We start from the raw sequence: 25,613 nt of genomic DNA, 5'->3' as shown, positions 1-25,613 counted from the left end.
TATTATACCGTTTCGCTTTGGGTTTTATTGGTTGTGGCGTTTTCCGCCACGGAAGTTGATATCTAAATATTATTGCTGTGCCCGGCCTATTGGGAATGCGCATCAACAAGAGCCTCTAGCGGCACAATAAACGGGTGACGCTCAATGCCTCTATCCAAAGTGGTTAGAAACCTTGGCCGCTCCCAGGAGATCTTCGCGGTTCTGTTCCGACACGGCTTCGGCGATCTCCTGCAACGGATGGGGCTGCTTAAGTACCTGAGACTTACATGGCCCGGGCACAAGGGCCGCGAGGTTGAGCCACCGGCATTGAAGACGCCCGCTCAACGTTTTCGCCAGGCATTGGAAGATCTGGGCGGAGGGTTCGTCAAGCTTGGCCAGTTGTTGTCCACGCGGGCTGACATACTCCCGAAGAACTGGATTGAAGAGCTGAGCCACCTTCAAGATGAGGTTGCCCCTCTGGAGTTCGATCAGCTTTTGACCACGCTCGAATTCGATCTGGGTCCCCTGGCCGATAAATTTAGATTCCTCGATCCTAATCCCCTTGCTTCGGCTTCCATAGCCCAGGTTCACGCAGGAATCACTCGTGACGGCAACGAAGTGGTGGTCAAGATCCGCAAGCCGGGAACCAAAAAGACTCTGCTTCAAGACCTGGACATTCTTCAGGCTCTGGCGGAACTTCTGGCGAGACATGTCCCGGAGTCTTCCAATTACCGCCCTGTCCAGTTAGTGGAGGAGTATCGGGCCGCTCTGAAGCGGGAACTGGATTTTGCCTTGGAAGGGCGCAATCTTGATAGGTTTCGGTCCGACTTCGAGGCCTACCCAGGCATCGTATTCCCAAAGCCCCACTGGGAGCTTACTGCCGAGCGCGTCCTGACCATGGATCGAATCAGGGGGACCAAAATCTCTCTGATAACCGCTCTCCCCGGTGGAGAAACGGTCGCGCGCCGAATCGCGGAAACTCTCGCTGAGGCTATTCTCAGGCAAATATTGGAATTCGGCTTTTTCCACGGCGACCCTCATCCCGGCAACCTGATGTTGCTCGATGGAGAGAAGGTCTGCTTCCTCGATTGCGGCCTGGTGGGCCAATTGGACGAGCGAATGAGGGAAAATCTCATCGCCTTGGTATGGGCGGGCATTCGCCGGGAAGTCGATGTGGTGGCGGACATCCTGATACAGATGAACGCGGTTCCCGAAGACCTCGATCGAACTCAGTTCCTTAGAGAGGGGAATCTCTTTCTCGATCGTTTTTACAGGCTGCCTCTCAAACAAATTCACATCAGCTCCATAGTGGAAGAGGTCATGCACCTCATCAACAAATTCGGAATACAGGTGCCCAGCGACCTTCTGCTGGTGGGTAAGGCACTGATTACTCTCGAAGGTGTGGGGCGGAGTTTGGATCCTGATTTTGACGCGGTTGAAGTGGTCGGTCCGTTTGTCGGAGAAATTGCTCTGACGCATTACGGTCCGAAATTGTTGCGAAGAAGGCTGTTGGAGGGGTCCCGCGATATCCTTCGCCTATTAAGGGACCTGCCGGGAGACCTGCGCGAAATATCTCGCACGCTGCGTGAGAATCAATTCAAGATCATCGTTGAGCACAAGGGACCGAAGGGGTACTTTAGAGATTTGGACAGAGCCTCGAAGCGCATGGCCACGAGCATCATCATAGCGGCCCTTGTGATCGCTTCCGGGATGATAATCACGCCTTCGGGGGAACCTAGATTCATGGGGCTGCCGATCATAGGCATCATAGGCTTGGCTCTTGCCGCGGCCCTCTGGCTATGGTTGGTGTTCGATAGTTTCTGGAGGCGTTAACCCGAGACGGGCTGACTTTCGGGCGCAAACCAAATACTCGAAACATATCGCGGGCATTTGACATTTTGCTCCCCAAAGTGAGAATATACGGAGGACCACAGATCAATCGCCTCCCGCGAGGTCATGGAATCACATGTGTGAATCGAACGCATATTTGATCAAGGACGGAAAAGAACATCTCATAATGGAGAGCGTGACTTTCCTTAAGCCCGGTGATGGCGAAACGCTGCTGCGCAGCATGTTTGGAGAAGAGACCACCATACAGGCAAAGCTCAAGGAGATGGACCTCACCGGCCACCGGATAGTCCTGGAATCCACCTGATCTGGGAGTCGGACGTGATCCTGGTGCTGATAAACGCTCGCTTACGCGGGGAAGGTCCCCCCGAGAAAAAAGGAAATTTGTCACAGCAGAGTTCGCAGATGTGCAGCGCAGCCATCGTCATCGCGTGACCGTGGTCTTGCTCCGCGGTCTTTGCAGAGAGATGGCAATCTCAAAACCGGCGTAACGCAATGGGAAGCCGCCGCGTTTGGTTTCTGCTTGACACGGATTTCGCGGCTTTGTTAAACGGTAAGCAGGGCAAAAAGGGGTGATTGAGCCCATTCCCCAATGAGAGAGGCTTGGACCAGATGGCAGCAATGGAAGCCGTCATAGTCCTTAACGCGGGCTATGAATTCATGGGACTGATCTCGTGGCAACGCGCCATGACCCTCCTTTTTAACGGCAAGGTCGAAGTTGTCAAGGAATCCGAGAGAACGGTCAGGACGGTATCTCGAACTTTTCGAGTTCCCGCTGTAATTCGGCTCATCAAGTTCATCCGCCAAATTTACAGACGAGAGGTCCCGTTCTCCAGGAAGAACATCCTTGTGAGAGATGGTTATTTCTGCCAGTACTGCGGCCGGGATTTTACGTCCGGTGACCTGACCGTCGACCATGTAATCCCCAAGGTACAAGGGGGCGCCAACGACTGGAACAACGTGGTGGCTTGCTGCCGCTGCTGTAACATCAGAAAAGGCGGACGCACGCCCAGGCAGGCCGGCATGCAGTTGGTGAGAAAGCCCTTCAAGCCCACAATCATGGAATTTATAAATCTCTATTTGAAACGAAGATTCGGAGTCGGCCTCTCGGAAATTCTCGACTTCTGATTCGCGTATCACCGCTATCCGCGTTCATTGCGTGCCAACATCTTCGTTTGCAGCCGTTCACCAATGGAGTGAAGATCCGTCACTGTGGGGGTAGCGAAGAAATCTCTGCCTTCGAGCATTGAGATTATTTTCCAGCGAAACGAAGAATTTCGCGCCTCGGAATGGCGCAGACACGGCAATTCCAGTGCGAAAACACAGGGTCTACGGCACTACAGATTTTTTGATTGACACGGATTTGGCGTGTGATATGAGGGGAGCACTTCTCATCATACTTTTCCATCCCAGTGGAATAACACGAAACGGCCATTTAGATGCCGTTTTCGTGCTTTTAGGACTGTGCTCCCCCCAGATTGGAGAGACTACCAAATTTTGCGAGGTCAAAACTTCAGGCCAATATATTCACCACCACCGGTGGGACAGCGCCCACATCCAACCTCCGGTTACGACTTAAATACGATCTTCGATTCCTTGTCAAGATATTTTTTTGGTAATCTTTTGAGCAGTTGCGAGTTTTTTAGAGAATAGAGATTATCTAAACATCAACAATATCTTTAGATAAGAGAGACCAAAATCAGCCCCAAGAGCGTGTCCAAAGGCAAAAGGACCAAGTATAGCAATTCACCGTGACGGGGATGTCTTGGGCCGATTTGTAGGGGTGAGGCAGGCCTCGCCCAGGGCGCCGGACGCGGGATGTCGCCCCTACAGGAAGTGCGCCGTCCCTGGATTCATGTGGCGCGATAGTTCCGGTGTGGGGTCACGCAAAAGATTTACTTGACCAATATACGGCCGCGTTGAAAGAATCCCCTTACGGGCGTGCTGCCCCTTTGAGTTTCTGTGCCCTACGTCACGTTACAAATCATTGAAAGTCCCGGCAAATGGCCTTTGAATACAAACCATTTGAAGAGATAGCCGATGCGGTTCAAGGCCTGCACACACCCGGCCGCGTCGTGGCATTGGCGGTTCTGACTATTATTAGCTTCGGATTGATAGTTAATAGCTCTTGGAGGGCTACCCCGGACAGCGCTCTGTACTTGGAGCTAGGCGAATCGCTGGCTCACAGTCGAAGCTACACGTTCAACGGCGAACCCCACACCTATGTTCCTCCGGGGTTCCCCTCACTGGTGGCCGCGTCTGTTCGGATTTTTGGAGAAGGTTTTCTCACGTACCGCATCTTAATGGCCGTCATGGGATTGCTGGCCGCTGTGGCGGGATACTTTTTCGTTCGGCGGCTTTGCGGGCCGGATGTCGGCCTGCTGGTTGGTGGGCTTTTTGCCCTCAACCATGCTCTCTTGCACAATTCCACTTTCACCACGGCTGATGTGCCCTTTGCTCTTTTCACTCTGTTGGGGCTGAACGCGGTCCTGTCCGCGGCCAAGAATCCGCATAATCTTTCATGGACGATTGCTGCAGGCATACTCATTGGAATCCCTGCCCTGATTCGCGTCAATGGGTGGGGGGTGCCGCCGGCGGCCGCGATCTTTCTGTGGTACGCGTGGAAGGACACGACCAGGAGTAGCAAGTTGGTTATGGTCGCGGTCTTTTTGGTTTTTGCGTTCCTTGCCCCCGTGGGGTGGGTACTCTACAAAAGCTCATTTCCAGGGTCGTTCAATGAAGGGTCTTACCTCAACGCTGTTTCAGGGAGGACAGCGTGGATGCAGCTCTCAATAATTCTCACCTCCGCATGGAATTATGTAGCGGAAATCAATTACGCGCTCATTGGAGTGGTGGTAAAGACCAACTTCCTGGAGATCATCGTCCCCGCGATCACTCTTGTGGGAATGGTCGCGGCCTTCCTGAAAAGGGAGCGCTTCTTAGTCGTCTTGACTGCCATACAATTCGCCGGTCTCCTGTTGACCCCAGCGGGGAGCCGTTACGTGCTTGCCCTTATACCGGCATTGTACCTGTTCCTAGCTCTGGGACTGCTCCGGTTCAACAATTGGATTTCTTCGAAGCTGAATAATAGCGGCAGGGTGGGGCTGCAGCCGAAGTTTGTTTTGGTGGTATGTTTCGCGGTCATGGCGGTCCTCAACCTTGGACACAACGCTCTGACCATGGTGCAGGCCAGGAATCCTGTCGAGGCCGGTGGGGCTGAGACTTCGAGAGACCTGCCATTTTTTACCGCGGGTCGCTGGCTGCGTTCCCACGCCGCCAACGAAGTGGTCCTGACCATGCATCCCAGGGTGATCCATTACCTGTCGGGCCTACCTACCGCAGAGCTTGTGCGGTCCGGAGTTCCGGAAGACCAGGTTTGGGTTGACGCGCAGGATCAGATCCAAACTCTGATAACCACACGCCAGCCGACGTTCTTCTTTTCGGACGCCAAAGACACAAAACTATATCAGCAAGTGGCGGCAACCATCGAGCACATGGGCCTGAAATTGGAAGAAATTCCGGAAGCGCGATCGTCAGAGCGGTTTAGGTTGTGGAGAATCGTCAAGGATTCCCGACGACCAGTTTTTTGACTTACCTGCTATGAAATAGGGGGACTCTGCCGCATGTTAATTCTGGAGTTAGCCTCCAGAAAGTGATATAATTAATCCGCTCTTAAGTGTCTTTTTGCTTGACAAATATAAGGATAATTGAGCATTTCCCTCTCATTACAGAGGAACAAATTGCGGTCTCGAGGGAAATCGAAGGCGGAGAAGGTTCGTCATCGGTCGCGGAGTCCACGGATGATCAAGGCGGCGCTTCTGTTATTTCCAATAGTAGTGACAGGATCTCTTTTCCTGATCCTTTATAACAATACTTATCACGGGCGAATGATACTGATAGGTCTTGTGCTCTTGAACATGGGCATACTTATGGTTCGAGCGGGCCGCGGCCGTCTTCGGGACGCTCTGGCATGGGCAAGATTCTCCGCGCTGTGCCTGATAGGTGGCCTGGCCGCGTTATTGTTGGTGGAAGCTCTCTTCCCTCTGGTTCTGCCCCGCGAGTACAATCAAATCCTGGACCTGTCCAAGAGCTTCATCCACCGCGGGGAACCAAAGGTAGATCCCAGAACTGTTGTATTTGAGAACCCGGATCAAAGAATACGGCATCCCCAAAACGGGCCGTCCGAGGCCGAGTTGCGCGTCAAGTCCTGGCACACGCCAGGGCAGCCTTTCACCTACTATGGTTACGATCCCAATTCGATGAAGCACTACGTTAACAAGTTCCGATGGAATTCCCACGGGTATTTCGATCATGACTACGACTACACGCGGCCCGAGGGAGTCTATAGGATAGTAGTTATTGGCGACTCCTACGTTGAAGCGGCCCAGGTGCCTTTGAGCCGGTCCTTTCACAAGCTTGTGGAGGCCGATCTGAACACTGGGGCAGCTGTTTCGGACCTTCGCCCCAAGATTGAGGTTATCGCCCTGGGCAATTCCGGCACAGGCCAGGTCGAGCATTTCAAAGTCCTGCGAGAGCGCGCGGCCTTGTTCAAACCCGACATAGTGGCGGTAGCCCTGTGCAGCAACGACTTCTGTGACGACGATCCGCACCTGAAGGAGCAGCTTAGGCTGACAACCGGTGGAGTCCTGCCCCGGATTCGCAATTTGGTGAGCCACGGTTTCTTCGCTCTCGCGTTCGCAGAGAACCGGATCGAAGACCTTCGAAGAAACCGGGTCAACGTATGCCCTGAATTGCTTCAGTGGGCGGATTCCAGGATTCCCGAAGTCGAGGAGGCATGGGCGCGAACGTTGGGCACTATCCGAGCGTCCAGGGATTTTTGTCAAACACGCGGCCTGACCTTCCTGTTGGTTTATTTGGGATCGGATCTGGAAGTGAAATACGCGATTGATCCGGAAGGCACGATCGAGCGCCTCAAGGCCATGGGTGGACCTCACAAGCAGATTAAATGGGACATGAACAAATCGGTGAACAGGGTAAAGTCGTATTGCGAAGAAAATGACATTATTATGATCTCTCTGCTGGAACCCCTCATCGAGGCGCAAAAAGAGACCGGAAAACCTGTCTTTGGCGATCATTACACCATGTTCGGCCACCAGGTGGCTGCACAGGTCCTTGCACGAGCCATAGATTTCAGGCTGCAAACCCATGTAGCCGAAACACCCACCTTGAGGCGCACCGTTTCTCCGGAGTCCGGCGGTACAAACCGACCTACTTTAGACGCGTCGAGGACTGTTCAGCCTTCTGAGGTCAATTTCGTTCCTGCGTCGGCCGAGCAGGTCCCAGCCAGATAACTCCCGCACCTCTGAGCACTTCTTACCGCTGTGACTCGATCGGCAACAAGTCCCTTGCCTCGATAATTTCGACCGTGTTACCTTCGATGATAGTAATTCTACCGCAGGCTCAAGACAGGGGAGGGCGTGTTGAGACTCCATGCGATCGGCTTTGGTTCCCTCAACCTCGACGAATTCTGGGAGGTGGACCAAGATTTCTTGAGGGACCATGACCTTAATCCCGGGGAAGAGTACGTCAAGGACGTACAATGGTTCGCCCGAATCTACCCCGCCTTGCTAAGACAAGGAGCTTTGAAAGGGAGCGATCCCGGAGGCTCCGCGGCAAACATGATCGCGGCGCTCCGTAAGATGGGCTTGAATACCGGGTTTTACGGGGTCACCGGCAAGGACGACGCCATAGCGCTCAGACTGGAGGAGCTTGGACAGGCAGAAAATCTGAATATAGGGCAGGTCGATCTCCCGGCCGGAAGATGCCTTGCGCTTATCGACAAGAAGGATATCGCAAGGGACAGGGCCTTGGTGATCCTCCCCAATGCCAATGACTTGGCGGGCTCGGAAGGAATTGACCTGCCCTATTTCCAGCAGGCTCAATGGGTGCATCTTACTTCTTTCGTGTCGAGAAGACCTCTGGAAGCTCAGATAGCGCTGGTGAAGCAACTTCCCACCAACACACGGGTGAGTTTCGACCCTGGAGCGGTTTATTCCGCGTTCGGGTTGGATGAATTGAGGCCGCTTCTGGAGCGAACCGATGTCCTGTTCACAACCGAAGAAGAGTTGAACACCATGACCGGTGTCTCTTTCGTGGAACAGGGGGTTACTGCTTTGACTGAAATCGGCGTGAGAACAGTGATCCTAAAAATGGGGGCAAGAGGGTTAAAGGCATTTGAGGCCGGCCGCTGGTTTCACCAAGCGGCTGTGCCACCGGCAAATATGAAGGACCGAACGGGCGCTGGTGATGTTGCTGCGGCAGGGTTTGTGGCAGGCCTGATCCACTCGTTGTCCATACCGCAAGGTTTGGAACTGGCAGCTCTGGCTGCATCCCGAAGCATCGAAGGCTACGGCAGAAGCTGCTATCCGGACGCGGCTCTCTTGAATGGCTTTCTTTCGAAGCTAAAGCAGTCTAAGGCTCAGTCCATGAGCCCGTGAGGTACCCGTTCACTTACGTGCGGTGTGAAGAGATGCCTCTTGTGTGGTTGTGGGTTTCTTTATCTTTGAAAATCCCCCCTGACCCCCCTTTACTAAGGGGGGAATTGCACGTTGCCTCTTCACCCCCCTTTTCTAAAGGGGGGGAGGGGGGATTTTTCCCCCCTCAAAACTGAATGGATATGCCGTGAGCTGAAAGGGACGTGACTAGTAATTCTTTCCGATGATTGGAGGTTGTAAATGGACAGACGGCCGGGCCGGGTATTTATCACGGATTGCGAAGGACCAATTACCAAAAACGATAATGCGGCGGAGCTTGCTGAAGCCTTTATCCCGAGCGGCGATCGTTTCTTCCAGAAAATCAGCCTCTATGACGACTTTCTTGCCGAAGTGGTCCGCAAGCCCGGTTACAAGGCGGGGGACACATTGCGATTAATCCTCCCTTTTTTCAAGGCCTTCGGGCTTGACACCCACACGATGATTAGGGTTTCCCGGCGAAATATACAAATGATCCCACAGGCCGATTGCATGCTCCGCGAGATACTGGACCTTATGCCTGCGTACATAGTAAGTACGAGTTACGCACCCTATATACGCGCTGTTTGTGACGCCCTGGCCTTTCCGTTTATGAATACCTTTTCCACTGCAGTAAACCTCGACGATTACACCCTTAAGGAAAACGAAAAGAAAGTGCTGAAGGACCTCCACTCACGTATCGTGGATTTGCCGGATTTTGCAATTCCATCGAGCGCCAAATCAGCCGACGACCTGGCGGATAAGGATCGCGGGACCGTGGCTCAATTGGACGAAATCTTCTGGACAATCCTGCCGGGCATGGAAATTAACCGAATCATCGAGGAGGTCAACCCTGTCGGCGGGCATGAGAAGGCGCTTGCCATAGAGAAGATCGCGTCGCTGGAAGGAGCTGAGTTGCGTGACGTGTTTTACGTTGGCGACAGCATCACCGATGTGGAAGCGTTCCGCCTGGTCAAGGCTGCCGGCGGAATGGCCGTTTCTTTCAATGGAAACGACTGGGCGATCAAGGCGGCGTCGTTCGCTGTAACGTCTCGGAGCGCACTCCCCATAGGCTGGCTCGCTGTCATGTTCATAAACCAGGGAACGCGCGGCTTCGAAGATCTGATGATGAGCGAACTCGCGCCGGACAATCTGGAACGCATCTCAAGCTTCAGTTCCCGCGTCAGAAAAGAGGTTCGCACCGAAAAGATTGGAAGCCTGGGATAAGGACCGCGGAATGACATTCTTGAAACGGCGCCCTCCTAATGCTAAAATGTTAAAACGCGAACCTGGCCCGGACAGCGCGCACGATGACCTAAACGCTGCAAATGTTGCTGAATCCGATGAGAACATATCTGAGTGCAGAGAAAGAGACAACGGATGAACCACGCTCGTAGGCGTTGGATCACGCCTCGACTAGTTGTCCTGACGCGCAATAGATTAGAGGAAAGCGTTCTGGCAACCTGTAAAGGAAGCGCCTGGACGAAACTTAGCTCCGCATGGCGCTATAACGGTTGCTCCCAACGACAAAACTGCTCCATAGAGTGCCAAAGCATGGCCACCTCCTGACCGCTGGTTGAACTTGGTCTGTTAAGCATGCGGCCCCGCAATTCCATTTTCAAACCAACCCACTACCCCTCGTGCGTATTCCTTGACTTTCCACCTCTCTTTGTGGCTTATTAATGAGTTTATGAGTCCAAGTTCGGGCATCCGGAAGTCCGCCGGTGCACCGCTTCCCAAGGGGTACCAATGAAGCAGTACAAGACCGAAGACGTACGCAATGTGGTGGTCGTCTCCCACGCAGGCTCGGGAAAGACGACTTTGTGCGAGGCTATGCTTTTCGATTCCGGGGCCGTCGACCGCGTGGGGAAGGTCACGGACGGCACTTCGAATTTTGATTTCGATCCGGAAGAGATCAAACGGAACATTACCATAACCACGTCCCTATTTACCGTGGAGTGGAACAAGAAAAAGATAAATATATTGGATACACCCGGCGATCCCAACTTCGGAGCGGAGGTGACTGCCGGTGTCAGAGCCGCTGATATCGCTATCCTCGCGGTGGATGCGGTGGATTCGATTAAGCCTCTAACCGAGAAAGTCTGGGCCGCGATAGAGGCCGCAAATGCCCCTCGTTTGCTGGCCGTGACGAAAATGGACCGGGAAAGGGCCGACTTTGACAAGGTGTTAAACGATGTTAAGGAAGCCCTCCAGGTCAAACCTCTGGTCTTGCAGATCCCCATAGGCAAGGAGGCGGGTTTCAAAGGGGTCGTGGACCTGCTCTCCATGAAAGCCGTTTCCTTCGACGGGGATGGGAAGAACTATTCCAAAGCCGAAATTCCTGCAGACCTCGCGGACGAAGCGGCCTCACGGCGTGAGGTGCTTATCGAGGACCTGGCTGAAGTTGACGACGAGTTGATGGAACGATACCTGGAGGGCCAGGAACTGGGCGCTGATGAGCTGGCCTCAGCCCTCCGGCGAGGCATCCTGCAAAGGGTTTTTGTGCCGGTGTTTGCCTGTTCCGCCCTGATGAACAAGGGAATTCAGCCCATTCTGGACGTTATCGCCGACGCGTGCCCGTCTCCCGCGGATATGCCTCCGGTAGCCGGCGCCACACCGTGGGGAGACGAGCAAACAAGGTCCGCGTCACCCGACGAACCATTCTGCGCGTACGTCTTCAAGACCCTGGCCGACCCTTACGCGGGGAGGCTGACACTTTTCCGCATCTTTTCAGGTAAGTTGTCACCTGACTCGAACTTCTACAATGCTACTCGCCAGGCCAAAGAGCGTTTCGGACAGCTCCTGGCCATACAGGGGAAGCATCAAAAGCAGTTGGAGTCGGCTCAGGCCGGTGACATAGTTGCCGTAGCCAAACTTAAGGAAACCTTAACCGGGGACACCCTTTGTGATGAAAAGGCACCCTTGATTCTGCCTTCTTCAACCCTACCCCAGGCGGTCATTTCCTTTGCCATCGAGCCCAAGGCCAAAGGGGACGAAGAGAAGATCACCCAGAGCCTTGCCAAGTTGGCGGAGGAAGACCCGACATTGTCGGTGACGCGGGATCGCCAAACCAACGAATTCCTCATATCCGGAATGGGTCAGGTCCACATTGAGGTTACGGTCGACAAGCTGAAAAGAAAGTTCGGTGTGGATGTAAATCTCAAGACACCCAAGGTCCCATATAAGGAAACCATCAAGGGCAAGGCCAAGATCGAAGGAAAACTCAAGAAACAGACCGGTGGACGGGGTCAATTTGCCGTGGCCTGGCTCGATCTGGAACCCAGGAATAGAGGTGAAGGATTTGAGTTCGTCGACAAAATAGTCGGTGGCGCGATTCCCAGGCAATACATTCCAGCCGTGGAAAAAGGTGTTTTCGACGCGATGAACGCCGGCGCACTTGCCGGATTCCCTGTCATTGATGTTAGGGTCACGGTTTTTGACGGCAAGTACCATGATGTGGACTCCTCTGAACAAGCCTTCAAGATAGCGGCTTCCAAGGGGTTCAAGAAAGGTATGTTGCAGGCTAACCCTGTACTCCTGGAACCGATCATGAACATGGAAGTGACCGTGCCGGAGGAGTGCATGGGAGATGTCATGGGAGACCTCAACGCTCGGCGGGGGCGCATAATGGGCATGGATGCCAAGGGTGGCAGCCAGGCGATCAAAGCGCAGGTCCCTATGGCCGAGGTGCTGAAATACGCCTCGGACCTGACTTCAATGACGTCGGGCCGCGGCTTGTTTTCGATGGAGTTCTCTCACTACGAAGAAGTGCCCGCGCACATTTCCGATAAGATTATTGAAGCCTCCGGCAAACGAGCCGAAGAAGAGGACTGAGAAAGGAATTGCGGGGAGAACCTTTTTGTAAAAAGGTTCCTCCCCGCACCCCTCTCCAAAAACTTCTATATTATGGCCGGTTAGGCAGCTTCCGCTAACAGCGGAAGCTGCCTAACCGGCAAAACATGAAGCTTCTTGAAAGGGGTACCGAGGCAAACTGTTTCGCACAAAGAGGTTCCCACGAGAAGTTCGTTGAATGGGGAATTACGAGATGTCGTCAGGCACAATCATTGCCGTATGCACGAGCAAGAAAAAAGGAATCCCGAAATCCGATGTAGGCTCCGGGTTTCTCGAAGAAGGCTTCGGCCTCCAGGGGGATGCTCACGGAGGGGATTGGCACAGGCAGATCTCTCTGCTCTCCATTGAGCAGATCGGCACCATGAAGGCCAAGGGACTGGATGTCAAACCCGGCAGCTTTGCCGAGAACCTCACCACCGAAGGCTTCGACCTTGCCGCGGTTACGGTCGGGACACGCCTGAAGATTGGAGAATCCGCGCTGATTGAAGTCACCCAGATAGGCAAGGAATGCCACACTCGATGTGCCATCTATAACAAGGTCGGGGAATGCATAATGCCCGAACAAGGAGTATTCGCGAAGGTGGTGACCGGCGGCCTTGTCAAGTCAGGGGACTCCATTGATTTTGCCTAAACGGCCTTCGGCCTGATCTCGAATCCCAACTGCGAAAAGATTTCGCCATTCAGAAATTTGTAGAATTTTCGTCCGACAAGGTGGTTCGGTCCGGGCTCTCGCCTGAAACCACAATCGGCGGTCTTGCCCGTCCTACGTACGGGCAAGACCGCATCCTGTAGGGCGGTTGATTCAGAGGCTTGGCTGCACGCACCGCGCTGACGAAAGACTGACCAAATCCCTCTCCTCTTTTGCATGACCATCACCAGGTGACTTTGGACTGGCATTTCTGCGAAAGTATTTCGCATTCTGTCAAAAAATTAATACATTATTCAAGTGTTAACTCAGCTCCCTAATGTAATTGTTTAGTAAAATCACGCATCATCCAGATGGCACTTAACTTGCACACTTTCCCTGTGACACGCTGATCTCGAAAGGAGACAAAATGTCGCGCGACCCCGAACAGCTAAGAAAAGTAGAAAATATGCTGTTGATGGAAATGGAGCGCAACGGCCGCATCATGGTGAGGAGCATCGATAAGATCCACGCCAAGACAGGCCTCTCCTACACAGTAATTTCTGAAATGGCCGGGCAGTTGCAGAAAAGAACTTCCTACAAAAAGACCGCTTGATTCAGTTTTCTTACCCCGGTGATGGAAGCCCTGCTCTTGTTAGCGGGGCTTTTTCGTTTCTTCCTCGCGTGTGTTGGAAGGCTCGGCCCACGTCTGGAAGGGCGATTTGTTTGGTTGAGCTTAGAAGTTACACAAAACCATTCTGCCGCATAGAACTTAGAGTTCGCAGCAATGTAGGGGCACGGCCTGGAGGCTGTCTCAAAACTGATTGATACAGCGGACTCCTGGTATGCGGCGGGTAGCCCGGACGTTCGGTGGCACAGGCTTCCAGCCTGTCTATTAGAATGACCGGCAATCTCGCGTTCTGCGCGGGACGGTCCCACCCGCGGGTCGCGAAGCGACAGGAGGTCTGGTGGACGAACAAATTCGTGGACCTGCTATATTCATCCATGAATCAGTTGCAATACCGCAGGTCTAGACCTCTTGTGCCTGGGGCACCCGGAGGCAGTAGCCTCCGGGCTACCCTTCATTAGCCGCTGTAGTTCAATTCGTAGCACGATCTAAACCTGTCACCGACTTTTGAGACGGCCTCCATGCCGTGCTCTTACTCCGCGCCCTCTGCGCCCTCTGCGGTGAGAGATCTTATGCCTTCGCGGCTAAGGCGCCTCCGCAAGGGCGGATTTGGGGTTGACTTCCCGTCTGGCTCTGCGGTATATTGATCTCTGCGCGGGAATAACTCAGTGGTAGAGTGCAACCTTGCCAAGGTTGAAGTCGCGGGTTCAAATCCCGTTTCCCGCTCCACCCAGCAACCAATAATATTCAAAACGACCCTCGAAAAGCTGTATGCCAAGTGTTTGCGGCTTCGTCGGGGGTTTTAGGTTCTGGCGTTTCTCCATTTCCGAGCTTTATCCGGTCACGGGCCAGGTAGACGAGGATATCTTGTTCGGTGAGGCAAGGTAGGGTTTATGCCCTCGAACTTTGCTTCATGCCCGGCGCTGAACGGGTACTACCAGCACGTGATATTGATGGACCCTGGGGACGGCATGAGTTATCCTACCTCCCTTAGGATAGTTCAAATATGGCATCGGCAGTATGACACTCACGAGGAGGGGAGCACCACATGAGAGTCTGCAGGGTCGCCTTGATGTTTCTCGTCGGTTTGACGGTCTCCTTTAATCTGGCGCTTGCCGGAGTAGAGTTCGAGAAGTCGCCGCCGCTCACGGAGACCATCCGAATTCCTGTCGGGGAAGTGAAACCATCTGCCGAGACACAACTTCCACTGATCACCTGGGGGGGCGATATAGCGACAATTCTTGCCAACGGCAATTCCTCCAGCACCACCACGGAAAGCATTTTCGGCAAGAAGGGGTTGAAGTTCAAACTTGCCCGGATGGACGAATTCAAGAAGCAGGTGGAGTCATATCTACGGGGTGAGATGCCATATCTCCGAGGAACCATGGGAATGATCAACATGGCTTCCGAGCTTCTTTCGCAAGACCCTAGAACTCGGCCTATCGTGGTGTACCAGATGACCTGGTCCTCCGGCGGAGACTGTCTTGTCGCGAAAGAAGGAATCAAGTCGGTGAAGGACCTGAAAGGGAAGACCATCGCGCTCCAGGCTTATGGGCCCCATGTAGACTATCTCGGTAACCTCCTGAAAGGAGCCGGCCTGTCCACCAGGGATGTGCAAATACGGTGGACGACAGACCTCACAGGTGCCGAGAATACGCCTGCGAAAGCACTTCACCGGGCCGACGTCCAAGCTGCGCTGGTCATCATTCCCGACGGCTTGACCCTAACCTCCAACGGCACCGTGGGCACCGGCGCAGAGGGGTCCGTCAAAGGCGCCAGGATCCTTTTATCCACCAAGACGGCTAACCGCATTATCGCGGACGTCTATGCCGTGCGCTCCGACTACTTTGAGAAACACAAAGACAAAGTTCAGGCATTCGTGCACGGCTTGATGCTCGGCGAGCAACAATTGAAGGCCCTGGTAGCGGCCAAAGATAAACGGCCGGCAGATTTCAAGAACATGATCACCGCGGCTGCACGGATTCTTCTCGACAGCCCCCAGGCTGTCGCAGATGCCGAGGCCCTGTACGGGGATTGTGAGTACGTGGGATTCCAAGGCAATGTGAAGTTCTTCGGGGACCCGGAATGGCCCAGGTATTTTGTCAAGGTGACCGATGAGATCCAGTCCACCTTCGTCAGCATTGGCCTCCTGAACAAGAAGGTCCCGTTGGAGCATGCAAAATGGGATTTTGATAGGTTCAGGACAGGCCTTACGGGCATCGATACCGTGGAGAGCCCGCGGTTCAAAGCTGAAGAGGTTGCCCGGGTTGTGGAGAGAAGGCGCGCGATGGGAGCCATGGAAGAGGGAGAGTTGTTTTCCTTCGAGATATTCTTCAAACCCAACCAGAATACCTTTGAGGCAGAGATGTACGCGCCTGATTTCGATAGGGTGGTGCAGTTGGCTTCCACATATGGAGGAGCGATCATCATCGTGGAAGGTCACAGCGACCCGCTTGGGTATCTCACCAGAAAGAAAAAAGGTGCGACAGAGATCGAGCTGAAGAGGGTGGGGCAGGCTGCCAAGAACCTGAGCCTCACGCGCGCCTTAAGCGTGAGAGATGGCATTATGGCGTACGCGAAAGGCAAATACATATCCCTCGACCCCAGCCAGTTTAGCGTAGTGGGCCACGGCATCTATCAACCCAAGAACGGTATGTGCGGCAATGAACCATGCGCTCCTAAGACCCCCGAAGAGTGGCTTTCCAACATGAGAGTGGCCTTCAGGATTATTCAGGTCGAGGCGGAAAAGTCCGTGTTCTCTCCTCTTGAATGACAGAGGAACGGAGGCTCGTCATGAGAAAGTCCGTCCCTATCGCTCTGGCATTCGGAATGCTTCTGGTTATTTCGAGCCTGGTCGGCTGCCGGGAGGGCACTCCTCCCAGGACCCAGAACGAGGTTCCGGCGCAAACAGCCAAGACTGGCCTTCTCGATAGCGGCTGGCCGTATCTGACCAACGAAATCGGCCAGGTTGAGCCGGTGGAAAAGCTGACGAGACGGAACTTCGTGCTAATATTTGACGGCTCCGGCAGTATGAGCGAGCGAGAGTGTCTTGGAAAGGCCGGTTCCTACGCCGACAAGTGCGAGGCCGCCAAAGCAGCGGTGATGGAGTGGGCCAAGACGGTTCCTGAAGACGCAAACGTGGGGTTGGTGGCCTTCCATAATAATGGGTGGTCACAGCTCCCGCTACGAGGCCTGAATATAGGCGAAATAGCCAAGGTTCTCAGAACCGTGCAGCCGGGAGGGAATACTCCGCTCGGTCGTGCTTTCGAGATCGCCGGTCACATGCTGAAGAAACAGGGCGGCCGCCAACTTGGGTACGGGGAGTACACCATAGTGTCGGTCACCGATGGTATGGCCACAGATTCCAAGGAGCTTACCGAGCAGGTAAAACAAGTCTTGGAGAAGAGCCCTATCATCGTCAGCACCATTGGTTTCTGTATCGGAGATAAGCATGACCTCAATCAGAAGGGGCGCACAATCTACAAAACCGCCGATGACCCCGAGTCTCTCCGCAAGGGGCTGCTGGAGGTTCTGGCAGAGGCCGAAAAGTTCGATGTTGCTACCTTTAGTAAGTGACCGGACTGTTCACCCGTTGACCTGGCGGAGAGTGTATTCATGAACAGAAGGGTCGTTGGAGCTTTGCTGCTGCTGCTGGTCGGTGCGGTGGCGATCGTTGCGGCATGGTTCCTGCTACCGCTATTCAAGGAGATACAAGAGAAGGCGGCGACCGATGCACAGGACACCAAGGGTAAGATCTCCCTGGTGCTGGACAATTGGACGGGTTACTTCATCTTCCGATCAGCGGAAATGAAGAAACAGCTTCGGAGAGCCGGATGGCTGCTGTCATGCGAGGATGACAATGCCGACTATACCCGGCGAATGAAGAGGCTCAGGGATGGCGAGATAGACTTTGCCGTGGCAACGGTGGATTCATTCGTTGTGGATACCGCTGGATTCGGCGTGCCAGGAACGATCATCATGGTGATCGACGAATCCAAAGGCGGAGACGCCATCCTAGCGCGAAGCGATAAGGTGACGAGCCTGGATGACCTCAAGGGCCGGCCCAACATTGCGGTGTCCTTCACGCCTGACAGCCCCAGTCACTACCTGCTCAAGGCCGCATCGCATCATTTCCATGTTCCTGAACTGTTACCGCCGCCCGGGCCGCTCCGGATCGAAACCAAGGGGTCCACTGAAGCGCTCGCGAAACTCCTGCAAGGCAACACCGATGTGGCTGTCATGTGGGAGCCGGATGTGTCGCGGGCCTTGTCACAGCAAGGTATAGTGAAGATCCTGGGAACGGAGGATACCGAAAAGCTAATTGTAGACATACTTCTGGTGAACAGGAGGTTCGCCCAGAAGAATCCGGATGTGGTGAAACTGGTTCTCTCCGCGTACTTCGGGGTGCTCAAGGAGTTTCAGCAACAGCCGCAACTGCTACGCGAGCGACTTGTTGCGGAAACAGGGCTTCCCGAGGGTTCGGTGGATTCTATGCTCAAAGGAGTAAGATGGGTGAACCTAACAGAGAACTGCGAGCAGTGGTTTGGCATAGCCGGGCCAGGAATCTCCGGGCAGGAAGTTCTTGTAAACACCATTGAGTCTACCATCAGCACTCTGATACATGCGGGTGATTTTTCAACAAATCCCGTGCCATCGGGTGACGCGTACCGCTTGATCAACAGCTCGTACCTCAAGGATCTCTTTGTGAAGGGGATCACCGGGTTCAAATCCCCCGGCAAGGGAGAGCCTCCTGCCGACGCCAAAAGCTCCTTGCAAGCCCGGTTCACATCGCTTGACGAGGGCGGATGGCTTGCGCTCAGAGAAGTGGGCACGCTACGAGTTGACCCTGTCATATTTCAGAGTGGGTCCCATCAACTGGACTTTATGGCCAAGGAAGTCATCGATCAGGCGGTGGATATCTTGAAGCACTATCCCCATTTCAGAATGGTGGTTAAGGGCCACACAGGCACAGCGGGCGATCCCGCGCTGAACCAACGTCTCTCTCAGGAGAGGGCCGAGGCTGTGACCAGGTACCTTGAAGTTACCCACAACATCGATCCGAAGAGGATGAAGGCCGAGGGCTACGGAGGCGCTGTTCCGCTTCCGCGTAAACCGGATGAATCGGTGAGGGCGTGGGAATACAAGCTGCCCCGAGTGGAGATCGTACTGGTGCGAGACGAACTTTGACTGCACCTTTCTTTTCAAGAGAGCGCCCGAAACGCGGCCGTCAGCCGCATCCGGCCGGAGGTCCTCAGGCCTGACGGCCCGTCGAGTACATATGAGCAACCGACGATCAGAATCCTCCCAGTCGAACCGTCTTTCGGACGCGGCTATGCGGAGAGCTGTGCGTAATGAAGCTTTGACTCACCCTGCGACGATCTACCCGGGTGTCCTTGGAGTGCTCGGAGGGCTCGCGGGGGCGCTGTTCGCGTCACCCGCCTGTATTGTGTTTTCCTTGGGAATGCTCGTGTTCGGGGCCGGCAGCGCAATAGTCAATTTCTACTTTCGAGACACTATTATTGCACAGCGGTACGCACGTAAGCTCAAGGAGGAATGGGCCGAACAAGAGCGTAGGCGCGTTCTCGCCATACAAGAAGACCTCCAAAGCATCGCAGGAGCCGGCGTTGACGACCTTGTTCCCCAGGCCGTTGCCCAGTTCCAACAGATCAACGAGAAGTACGGCAGACTGCAAGCACTTCTGGAAGATGTCCCCGGCGGGCCCGAATTAAGCGGTAGGATTTCATTCGCTGCCGAACAGGTATATTTTAATGTCCTGGACAACCTGAGGAGCGTGTCGGCAGCGCTGAAAGGAGCGGCAACCATAGACTTCGACGACATCAGCCACCGCCTCGAGGCTCTCGCCGCAATCGAAAGGCCCACCGACGCCGACAAGCGCGAAGCAGAGACCTTGAAGAAACGGTTGCAGCTCCGAGATGCACATCTAGGAAAAGCCGACGCACTTCTGAGCCGCAACGAGGAAGCTATCACCGGGATTGACGAGATGACCGCAGTGATAGTGAGCGGAGACAAGACAGATGATCGATTTGCCATGGTAAATCCGGAGTCATCTGTGGAGCGTCTGAATGAGCTGGCGAGAAGTCTGAGCACGCAAGAAAAGGAAACCATGGTGTGATCTCTCGTCCGACCGAGAGCGGTAGCGCTTGCAGGACGTCACGAAGAAGGGCGAGTTCGAGGATCGTAGCGGACTCGGCTCGACCGTTGTCCGGAAACCCATCAAATTCTGCCGCCACTTCCGGTGAGTGGCCGGTTGCCGCATCGCAAGGTTCTTCAAGGGGGTTAATTCAATGAAACGTAGTGTTATCGTCGGCCTGGTCCTTGTGACCCTCATGTGCTGTAGTACCGGCATGGTTGCTGCCGCACCCACGTTCCGGGTTGCTTGGTCACATTACACCGGCTGGGAGCCTTGGCAGCTTGCCAGTGACAAGGGAATCCTCAAAAAATGGGCGGACAAGTACGACATCAAAATCGAGTTGGTTCTCATAAATGACTACATGGAGTCCATAAACCTTTACACGGCCGGCAAGTTTGACGCGTGCGCGATGACAAATATGGACGTGCTGACGATCCCGGCAGTGGGTGGGGTTAATTCAACTGCGCTGATCATCGGCGATTTCTCCAATGGCAATGACGGCATCGTCATGAAGAACGGCTCGACCGTCGGTGACCTTAAGGGTCGAGAAGTGAAACTGGTGGAACTCTCGGTGTCACATTACCTGTTAGCTCGCGCTTTGAGCATGAACAACATGAATGAGCGCGAAATGAAACTGGTCAACACATCCGATTCGGACATAGCCGCTGTTTTTGCTTCAGACCCCAACGGTGCGGCGGTTACCTGGAACCCGCCGCTTATGCAATGTCGGAACGTGAAAGGGGCCAAGCTTCTCTTCGATTCGAGCCAGATTCCGGGCGAGATCATAGATCTAATGGTTGTGCGAACCGACACGTCCGACAAGCTGAAGAAAGCGTTGGTCGGCGCCTGGTACGAGACCATGTTATTCATGGCCAACCCCGGCAAAGAGGGTAAGGAGGCCATTCAATCAATGGCCAAATTTGCAGGGGGCACGGAAGCGGAATTCCGGGCTCAATTGCGTACCACGAGGATGTTCTATGAGCCTGGTCAAGCAGCACAGTTCGCCAGGAGCGAAGACCTTAAGAAAACTATGGAATACGTGCGAAGCTTCTGCTTTGATCATGGCTTGTACGGGCAAGGGGCCGCTTCCAAGGACGCCATTGGGATACAGTTTCCGGATGGGTCCACGATGGGCGAGAGAAAGAATGTGAAATTGCACTTCGACGCGTCATACATGCAAATGGCAGCGGAAGGCAAGCTTTGAAGCGGAATGGCAGCAAACCGCGTGAGGAGCCCTTACTGTGAGAGAAGAAGGTCCACCGGCCCACGTTGAAAGCATGCCGGACAAGCCAAAGCCGGCCGCTCTCACTGAAAAGTAATGGGGCAACGGGAGCCGTCCTGTGAGAAGAATTCCGAGATTCTGGGGCCTTCATGCGCGGCCATCGCGATTTATGAAGCTGGTTCTAGGGTTGATCCCCTTTGCAATTCTCGTGGGGGGATACTTCATGGCCTCCCATGTGCGGTTGGACAGCAACCCCGACGACAAGCTCACCCCGTCCGCATCCAAAATGGTCGAGGCCGTTCACACCATGGCCTTCACTCGGGATACGCGCACCGGCCGGTTTCTCATGCTCACCGATACCCTGGCCAGCGTGCGGCGCATCGTCATAGGACTGGGATTGGCGTCAGTGGTGGGACTGATCTTGGGAATGGACAGCGGTGCATTCCCAGGGATCAGCGCGACCCTTATGCCTGTCATAAGATTTCTCTCCATCGTGCCTCCGCTGGCCGTTCTGCCCATTTTGTTCGTCGTCTTCGGGGTAGGCGAACTAGGCAAAGTCATGCTGATCTTTCTGGGATCGGTGTTCGTAATCACCCGTGACGTGCAGCAAGAGACGGAGCAGATCCCGAAAGAACAGATCGTCAAGGCATTGACGCTGGGCGCGTCCCAGATGCAAGTGCTGTACACGGTACTGCTACCGCAAATCATGCCCAGACTGCTCATTGCAGTGCGACTCAGTCTTGGGGCTGCTTGGTTGTTCCTGATCGCTTCGGAGGCTATAGCGTCAACCGATGGCCTGGGATACCGGATATTTTTGATGAGGCGCTATCTCGCCATGGACGTGATCATCCCTTATGTCTTGTGGATAACGTTCCTGGGATTCTGTATGGACGCGTTACTGAGGTTGGTCGTAAGCTGGAAGTATCGTTGGTTCGTCGCTTCCCAATGAAGTACCGGAGCATGCCCGTAAAACCCGGAAATGGAAAGATCCTTGTCATCAGCGATCTGTACAAGTCGTACGGAGACAAGGCTATTCTCGACAATGTGGACCTTTGCGTCACCGCGGGGGAACTGTGCACGATCGTCGGTCCCAGCGGCTGCGGAAAGACGACCCTTCTCCGGATAATCCTTGGAGAAGAGCTGTCATCGAAGGGGGAAGTGCTCATCAACGGTGAGCCCGTAGGATTTCCAGGACCGGAGCGCGGGATAGTCTACCAAAAATACTCGCTGTTCCCGCACCTGACGGTTCTGGAAAATGTAATGCTGGGCAAGACACTGAGTGCGGGGTTTCTTGCCGGACTTCTCCGACGCAACGGGTTTCGTGAGGAAGCAATGTACTTCCTCGAAAAAGTCAAGCTTTCGGAACACTGGGCGAAATTTCCTCACGAATTGTCGGGGGGTATGCAGCAGCGTGCGGCCATAGCCCAGTCCTTGATCATGAAGCCACACATTCTCCTGATGGACGAGCCGTTCGGCGCGCTGGACCCGGGAACCAGAGAGCAGATGCAGCTCTTTCTCCTGGAACTTTGGGAAGAGTTCGAGATGACGGTATTCTTTGTCACCCATGATTTGGAAGAAGCCGTGTTTCTGGGAACGCGAATCATAGTGCTTTCACAATATTACCGAGACGGCAGGCACGTCGCTCCCAACCATAGGGGCGCTCGAATAGTCTCCGACTACCCCTTGGCCCGCAGAGCCACGTCAACGGTCGTGAAAGAAACCGCCGAGTTTGGAAGACTGATCCAGCAAATCAGAAGAGAGGGCTTCGATCCCCAGTACTGTCAGCATGTGAGCGAATTCAACCTGAGACACCCGGACTCCTTCCAGACATTGTCAGAAGAAGAAATGGAGCGGAATTAGCAAACGGCTTCATTGCACGTTCGTCGCTCACGCTAAGCTCGATCCGGGCTGCATGAATTTTGTATGCAAACGCCTCTTTCGGGGGTCTGTCATTTTTACCCGCAGCCGGACAGAGACCCTTTCTTCACACGGGAATCCCAACAGCGCGCGTCATGGTGATAGCGGGCCGCGGTAAAGGTAAGCCAAAACTATTTTATTATGGCCCCTTCATCCACGGATAGCTTCTTTTCAAATTCGTCCCAGAACTCTTGTTCCGACCTGCGCCAGTCAGATCCGAAGCGTTTGTCGAAAACAGTAATCACCTCGTCAAGTGCCTTCCTCCACACGGACTGATAGTTCAGCTTCAAAACATCCTCGAGAAACGGGATCAATGACCCGAGCTTGTTCTTGGGCAGGTAGGCTCGAGCCCCAAGCTCAATGGATTGTTTCATCGTGTCGGGGCTCAGGGCGTGCGCGGTGAGCATCACAACCGGAAAACCCGAAGTCGTGGCAATTTTGAGCAGGTCGAATCCCCTTACGCCCATGATGTCGAGGACTACCAAATCATATGTGTAGGAAACGAGATGCTCCATTCCCTTTTCATAAGTCGTGACCGTGTGAAGCATCAGATCGGGAACATCTGCAAGTTCCTCGCTTATGATGTCCAACACATCTTGTTCGTCATCTACGACAAGGATCATTTTGCCGCTTAAGGTTTCGGAAGTCGGCATGAAATACCCCCTAAGAGATTTGAAATTTCGTCAAGCAAGCCGCAAAACGGGAACTATGATGCCGCTTGCAGGGTCGAGCTTATTTAAGTGGAAGATCGGTCGCGGGATTGCTCCCCTGGCCCCGAAAAATCACACGGCATTGTATGCCACAAGACCTTGAATAATCAAAGCCGGCGCCTCAAGGGTCTGCGGAGTGTTGGTCCCGACACAGAATCAAGGCTTGGTCATGTCAACTTACCACATCGCCCCGGACAGCGTGAAACGAATTCTCCGCGGTTCGCGCTTTGCGGGGTCATGATACCCTTGCATTTGCTTTTCAACGGCCGCCGCGGGTCCTATAATCGATAAATTCGGAGGACGGATTCATGTGCGGACGATTCGTATTGATGACGCCGGGGAAGAGCCTGGCAAAACTTTTCGGGCTTGAAGAAGAGCCTGACCTGGGACCTCGGTACAACATCGCACCCACGCAGCAGGTTGCAATCATCAGGCGAGGCCCGGAAACGCTCAGGCGCCGGCTTAGCCTGGTAAGGTGGGGGCTGGTTCCGTTCTGGGCAAAAGATATCTCCATAGGCTCCAGACTGATCAACGCGCGGGCCGAGAGCCTCCCCGATAAGGCTGCGTTCCGCTTGGCCTTCAAGAAGCGGCGGTGCCTTGTCCCCAGCGATGGCTTCTATGAATGGGAAAAGGGAAAGGCCGGGCAACGGCGCCCCTACTTTATCACATCCGCGGACGAGGAACCGTTTGCTTTCGCCGGACTTTGGGAGAGCTGGACATCGCCGGAAAAGGAAGTCATCGAATCCTGCACCATTCTCACCACAGACTCCAATGAACTGGTACTGCAAGTTCATGATCGTATGCCCGTCATTTTAGACGCAAAGGACTATGATATCTGGCTCGATCCGGACAATCAGGAACCGGACTTATTGACACCGCTCTTCAAACCCTTTCCTGCCGAGAAGATGAAGAGCAGACCTGTCAATCCGAAAGTGAACAAGGCCTCCTATGACGCACCGGATTGCATCGAACCGATCTTTCCGGATGAACGCGCGTGACCCTTGGCAGAATTTCCGCCTCGTGGAGCCCCCCTCTTGCTCCAAAAAAAACCGGGATGATTGTCCCGGCATTTAAAAGGTTTAGTTAGGTGTCGTGCGTCCTTAGTTTAAGGAGCACTAATAACATAGCAGATAGTCACATGGTTTGTCAAGTGGTTTAGCCCAGCCTGTGGCTCAACGCATTTGAGATGAGCCAAGAGCAGACCTAGCCCGTCACCCTCTCTCGGGCCGGTCTGCTATCGCCTCGGCTACACGATTACCAATCCAGTTATCTTCAGCGGCTATGGACATCCTACTAATAGGCACTCTGTTAGAACGAAAGGAGCCGCCACTATGGAGCCAACCACATCCAACAGACCATCAGAGCTTCTGGCTGCGGTTCTTGCCGGCCTCACCGGCTCTGTCGCGCAGAATGTCCCTGAAACTCCTCCGGACGTCGCGGGAGTGCACCATGCATTCGCAGGCACGCAATTGGTCGCGGTGGATGCCTCAGCTGCTGCAAAAGCAGGTTGGGGCCCGGACGCATTTACAAGAAACAGTCCGACCACCAGGACAACCATTACGCCGATATATCGTTCAATTTTCATGCTAAAGCCTCCATCTCATGCTTTAGATATTCCTGTGCACAACAGTCCTTCAATTTATTCCAATGTAGATGCGGTTTTTTTCAAAAGGATTCGAGCGGGCCTGAACGCCTTCGATTTTCTTCATGTCCGAACAGGATTTGGAGGGACTTTTTGCCAACAGGGACGTGGAATTTCGTGCTCCAATGCAATAGAATGCGGCCAATCTTAGCACTTCCATCTGAGGAGAAGATTCATGGAATTTTGGATTGGACTCTCTGTTGGAATGCATCTGGGCAAGGCAATTGCTGATTATTTGGAGAAGTTCGTTGAGGCCTGCGGGCTTTTGGACCCTGCCACGGCGAAGAAGGCGAAAGAAAAGATCGAACGGACGGGTGAGCTAGCCGATATAGTTGAAAAGTTAGTGGTTTAGAGAGTAACAGGCTTTGACTGGGGGGCAGGGCTGCTCTTGGCCCATGTGTATGCCTGCACCAGCACGCGCCAGGCCAAGATGAGCCAAGAGCAGACCTGATAATCATAAAAAGGCGCCTCTGAGTCGGGGGGTGTGATATCCCCGACTTGCCATTAACCAAAGGAGGCGCCCAATGGAAGTGTATGCGGCGATTGATCTTCATGCAAGCAACAGTTTT

General features: G+C 54.0%; 21 protein-coding genes and 1 tRNA gene. 20 read left to right on the top strand and 2 right to left on the bottom strand.

The genetic code is table 11. The features are described 5' to 3' along the window. Positions 1-144: 144 nt before the first annotated feature. The 18 genes from HY913_13065 (at position 145) to HY913_12980 (ending at position 22,635) form a co-directional block, all read left to right on the top strand. Positions 145-1,812 (top strand): AarF/ABC1/UbiB kinase family protein, encoded by a 1,668-nt coding sequence (locus HY913_13065; GenBank protein MBI4964202.1) that lies wholly within the window; start codon positions 145-147, stop codon positions 1,810-1,812. A 133-nt stretch (positions 1,813-1,945) separates the two neighbouring features. Next, positions 1,946-2,134, top strand: a complete 189-nt coding sequence (locus HY913_13060) for a CooT family nickel-binding protein (protein MBI4964201.1) — start codon at positions 1,946-1,948, stop codon at positions 2,132-2,134. 305 nt (positions 2,135-2,439) lie between these two features. Continuing rightward, on the top strand, positions 2,440-2,955 hold the full coding sequence (locus tag HY913_13055; protein MBI4964200.1) for an HNH endonuclease: 516 nt from the start codon (positions 2,440-2,442) through the stop codon (positions 2,953-2,955). Between the two features lie 875 nt (positions 2,956-3,830). After that, positions 3,831-5,417, top strand: coding sequence for a glycosyltransferase family 39 protein (locus tag HY913_13050; GenBank protein ID MBI4964199.1), 1,587 nt, complete (start codon positions 3,831-3,833; stop codon positions 5,415-5,417). A 210-nt stretch (positions 5,418-5,627) separates the two neighbouring features. Next, positions 5,628-7,139 carry an SGNH/GDSL hydrolase family protein gene (locus HY913_13045; GenBank protein MBI4964198.1) on the top strand — a complete coding sequence of 504 codons (1,512 nt, stop codon included), beginning with the start codon at positions 5,628-5,630 and terminating at the stop codon, positions 7,137-7,139. A gap of 129 nt (positions 7,140-7,268) precedes the next feature. Beyond that, on the top strand, positions 7,269-8,285 hold the full coding sequence (locus tag HY913_13040) for a hypothetical protein (GenBank protein MBI4964197.1): 1,017 nt from the start codon (positions 7,269-7,271) through the stop codon (positions 8,283-8,285). Between the two features lie 237 nt (positions 8,286-8,522). Further along, complete coding sequence (locus HY913_13035; protein ID MBI4964196.1) at positions 8,523-9,524, top strand: hypothetical protein; 1,002 nt, start codon at positions 8,523-8,525, stop codon at positions 9,522-9,524. Between the two features lie 522 nt (positions 9,525-10,046). Further along, a complete protein-coding gene (fusA, locus tag HY913_13030; protein ID MBI4964195.1) occupies positions 10,047-12,131 on the top strand; it encodes an elongation factor G in 2,085 nt (694 codons plus the stop codon). A 211-nt stretch (positions 12,132-12,342) separates the two neighbouring features. Further along, complete coding sequence (locus HY913_13025) at positions 12,343-12,780, top strand: MOSC domain-containing protein (GenBank protein MBI4964194.1); 438 nt, start codon at positions 12,343-12,345, stop codon at positions 12,778-12,780. A 424-nt stretch (positions 12,781-13,204) separates the two neighbouring features. Beyond that, positions 13,205-13,390 (top strand): hypothetical protein, encoded by a 186-nt coding sequence (locus HY913_13020; protein ID MBI4964193.1) that lies wholly within the window; start codon positions 13,205-13,207, stop codon positions 13,388-13,390. A gap of 666 nt (positions 13,391-14,056) precedes the next feature. Next, positions 14,057-14,131 (top strand) — tRNA-Gly (locus HY913_13015). Between the two features lie 319 nt (positions 14,132-14,450). Then, positions 14,451-16,175: an ABC transporter substrate-binding protein gene (locus tag HY913_13010; GenBank protein MBI4964192.1), complete on the top strand. Its 1,725-nt coding sequence runs from the start codon at positions 14,451-14,453 to the stop codon at positions 16,173-16,175. A 20-nt stretch (positions 16,176-16,195) separates the two neighbouring features. Next, entirely contained in the window at positions 16,196-16,978 is a 783-nt protein-coding gene (locus tag HY913_13005; GenBank protein ID MBI4964191.1) for a VWA domain-containing protein, read from the top strand. A gap of 39 nt (positions 16,979-17,017) precedes the next feature. Beyond that, positions 17,018-18,589 (top strand): OmpA family protein, encoded by a 1,572-nt coding sequence (locus tag HY913_13000; GenBank protein MBI4964190.1) that lies wholly within the window; start codon positions 17,018-17,020, stop codon positions 18,587-18,589. A 145-nt stretch (positions 18,590-18,734) separates the two neighbouring features. Beyond that, positions 18,735-19,535, top strand: a complete 801-nt coding sequence (locus HY913_12995; GenBank protein MBI4964189.1) for a hypothetical protein — start codon at positions 18,735-18,737, stop codon at positions 19,533-19,535. A 172-nt stretch (positions 19,536-19,707) separates the two neighbouring features. Further along, the gene (locus HY913_12990) at positions 19,708-20,757 is read left to right on the top strand and encodes a lipid kinase (protein MBI4964188.1); all 1,050 of its coding nucleotides are present in this window, start codon (positions 19,708-19,710) and stop codon (positions 20,755-20,757) included. A 187-nt stretch (positions 20,758-20,944) separates the two neighbouring features. After that, positions 20,945-21,724 carry an ABC transporter permease gene (locus HY913_12985; protein ID MBI4964187.1) on the top strand — a complete coding sequence of 260 codons (780 nt, stop codon included), beginning with the start codon at positions 20,945-20,947 and terminating at the stop codon, positions 21,722-21,724. Positions 21,725-21,735: 11 nt separating this feature from the next. Next, positions 21,736-22,635, top strand: coding sequence for an ABC transporter ATP-binding protein (locus HY913_12980; protein MBI4964186.1), 900 nt, complete (start codon positions 21,736-21,738; stop codon positions 22,633-22,635). 188 nt (positions 22,636-22,823) lie between these two features. Here the strand turns inward: HY913_12980 and HY913_12975 are convergent, their stop codons facing one another. Then, positions 22,824-23,345 (bottom strand): response regulator, encoded by a 522-nt coding sequence (locus tag HY913_12975; GenBank protein MBI4964185.1) that lies wholly within the window; start codon positions 23,343-23,345, stop codon positions 22,824-22,826. A 365-nt stretch (positions 23,346-23,710) separates the two neighbouring features. Between HY913_12975 and HY913_12970 the strand changes: the two genes are divergently transcribed. Then, on the top strand, positions 23,711-24,400 hold the full coding sequence (locus HY913_12970; protein MBI4964184.1) for an SOS response-associated peptidase: 690 nt from the start codon (positions 23,711-23,713) through the stop codon (positions 24,398-24,400). A gap of 281 nt (positions 24,401-24,681) precedes the next feature. On the opposite strand, the gene HY913_12965 is transcribed toward HY913_12970, so the two are convergent. After that, entirely contained in the window at positions 24,682-24,987 is a 306-nt protein-coding gene (locus HY913_12965; GenBank protein ID MBI4964183.1) for a hypothetical protein, read from the bottom strand. A 232-nt stretch (positions 24,988-25,219) separates the two neighbouring features. Here HY913_12965 and HY913_12960 point away from each other — a divergent pair, with 232 nt between their 5' ends. Further along, positions 25,220-25,396, top strand: a complete 177-nt coding sequence (locus tag HY913_12960; protein ID MBI4964182.1) for a hypothetical protein — start codon at positions 25,220-25,222, stop codon at positions 25,394-25,396. Positions 25,397-25,613 lie beyond the last annotated feature (217 nt).

This window comes from Desulfomonile tiedjei (genome assembly GCA_016212925.1).
Lineage (GTDB): Bacteria > Desulfobacterota > Desulfomonilia > Desulfomonilales > Desulfomonilaceae > JACRDF01.
The sequence above is the reverse complement of the archived record's forward strand: the minus strand, read 5'-3'. Positions and strand labels throughout refer to the sequence as shown.

Coding starts and splice junctions, on each gene's coding strand:
- HY913_13025 (MBI4964194.1), top strand. CDS start 12,343: ATGTCGTCAGGCACAATCATTGCCGTATGCACGAGCAAGAAAAAAGGA.
- HY913_12970 (MBI4964184.1), top strand. CDS start 23,711: ATGTGCGGACGATTCGTATTGATGACGCCGGGGAAGAGCCTGGCAAAA.
- HY913_12975 (MBI4964185.1), bottom strand. CDS start 23,345: ATGCCGACTTCCGAAACCTTAAGCGGCAAAATGATCCTTGTCGTAGAT.
- fusA (MBI4964195.1), top strand. CDS start 10,047: ATGAAGCAGTACAAGACCGAAGACGTACGCAATGTGGTGGTCGTCTCC.
- HY913_13035 (MBI4964196.1), top strand. CDS start 8,523: ATGGACAGACGGCCGGGCCGGGTATTTATCACGGATTGCGAAGGACCA.
- HY913_13050 (MBI4964199.1), top strand. CDS start 3,831: ATGGCCTTTGAATACAAACCATTTGAAGAGATAGCCGATGCGGTTCAA.
- HY913_12990 (MBI4964188.1), top strand. CDS start 19,708: ATGAAACGTAGTGTTATCGTCGGCCTGGTCCTTGTGACCCTCATGTGC.
- HY913_13060 (MBI4964201.1), top strand. CDS start 1,946: ATGTGTGAATCGAACGCATATTTGATCAAGGACGGAAAAGAACATCTC.
- HY913_13065 (MBI4964202.1), top strand. CDS start 145: ATGCCTCTATCCAAAGTGGTTAGAAACCTTGGCCGCTCCCAGGAGATC.
- HY913_13000 (MBI4964190.1), top strand. CDS start 17,018: ATGAACAGAAGGGTCGTTGGAGCTTTGCTGCTGCTGCTGGTCGGTGCG.
- HY913_13005 (MBI4964191.1), top strand. CDS start 16,196: ATGAGAAAGTCCGTCCCTATCGCTCTGGCATTCGGAATGCTTCTGGTT.
- HY913_13010 (MBI4964192.1), top strand. CDS start 14,451: ATGAGAGTCTGCAGGGTCGCCTTGATGTTTCTCGTCGGTTTGACGGTC.
- HY913_13020 (MBI4964193.1), top strand. CDS start 13,205: ATGTCGCGCGACCCCGAACAGCTAAGAAAAGTAGAAAATATGCTGTTG.
- HY913_12980 (MBI4964186.1), top strand. CDS start 21,736: ATGCCCGTAAAACCCGGAAATGGAAAGATCCTTGTCATCAGCGATCTG.
- HY913_13045 (MBI4964198.1), top strand. CDS start 5,628: ATGATCAAGGCGGCGCTTCTGTTATTTCCAATAGTAGTGACAGGATCT.
- HY913_13055 (MBI4964200.1), top strand. CDS start 2,440: ATGGCAGCAATGGAAGCCGTCATAGTCCTTAACGCGGGCTATGAATTC.
- HY913_12960 (MBI4964182.1), top strand. CDS start 25,220: ATGGAATTTTGGATTGGACTCTCTGTTGGAATGCATCTGGGCAAGGCA.
- HY913_12985 (MBI4964187.1), top strand. CDS start 20,945: ATGAAGCTGGTTCTAGGGTTGATCCCCTTTGCAATTCTCGTGGGGGGA.
- HY913_12965 (MBI4964183.1), bottom strand. CDS start 24,987: ATGAAAATTGAACGATATATCGGCGTAATGGTTGTCCTGGTGGTCGGA.
- HY913_12995 (MBI4964189.1), top strand. CDS start 18,735: ATGCGGAGAGCTGTGCGTAATGAAGCTTTGACTCACCCTGCGACGATC.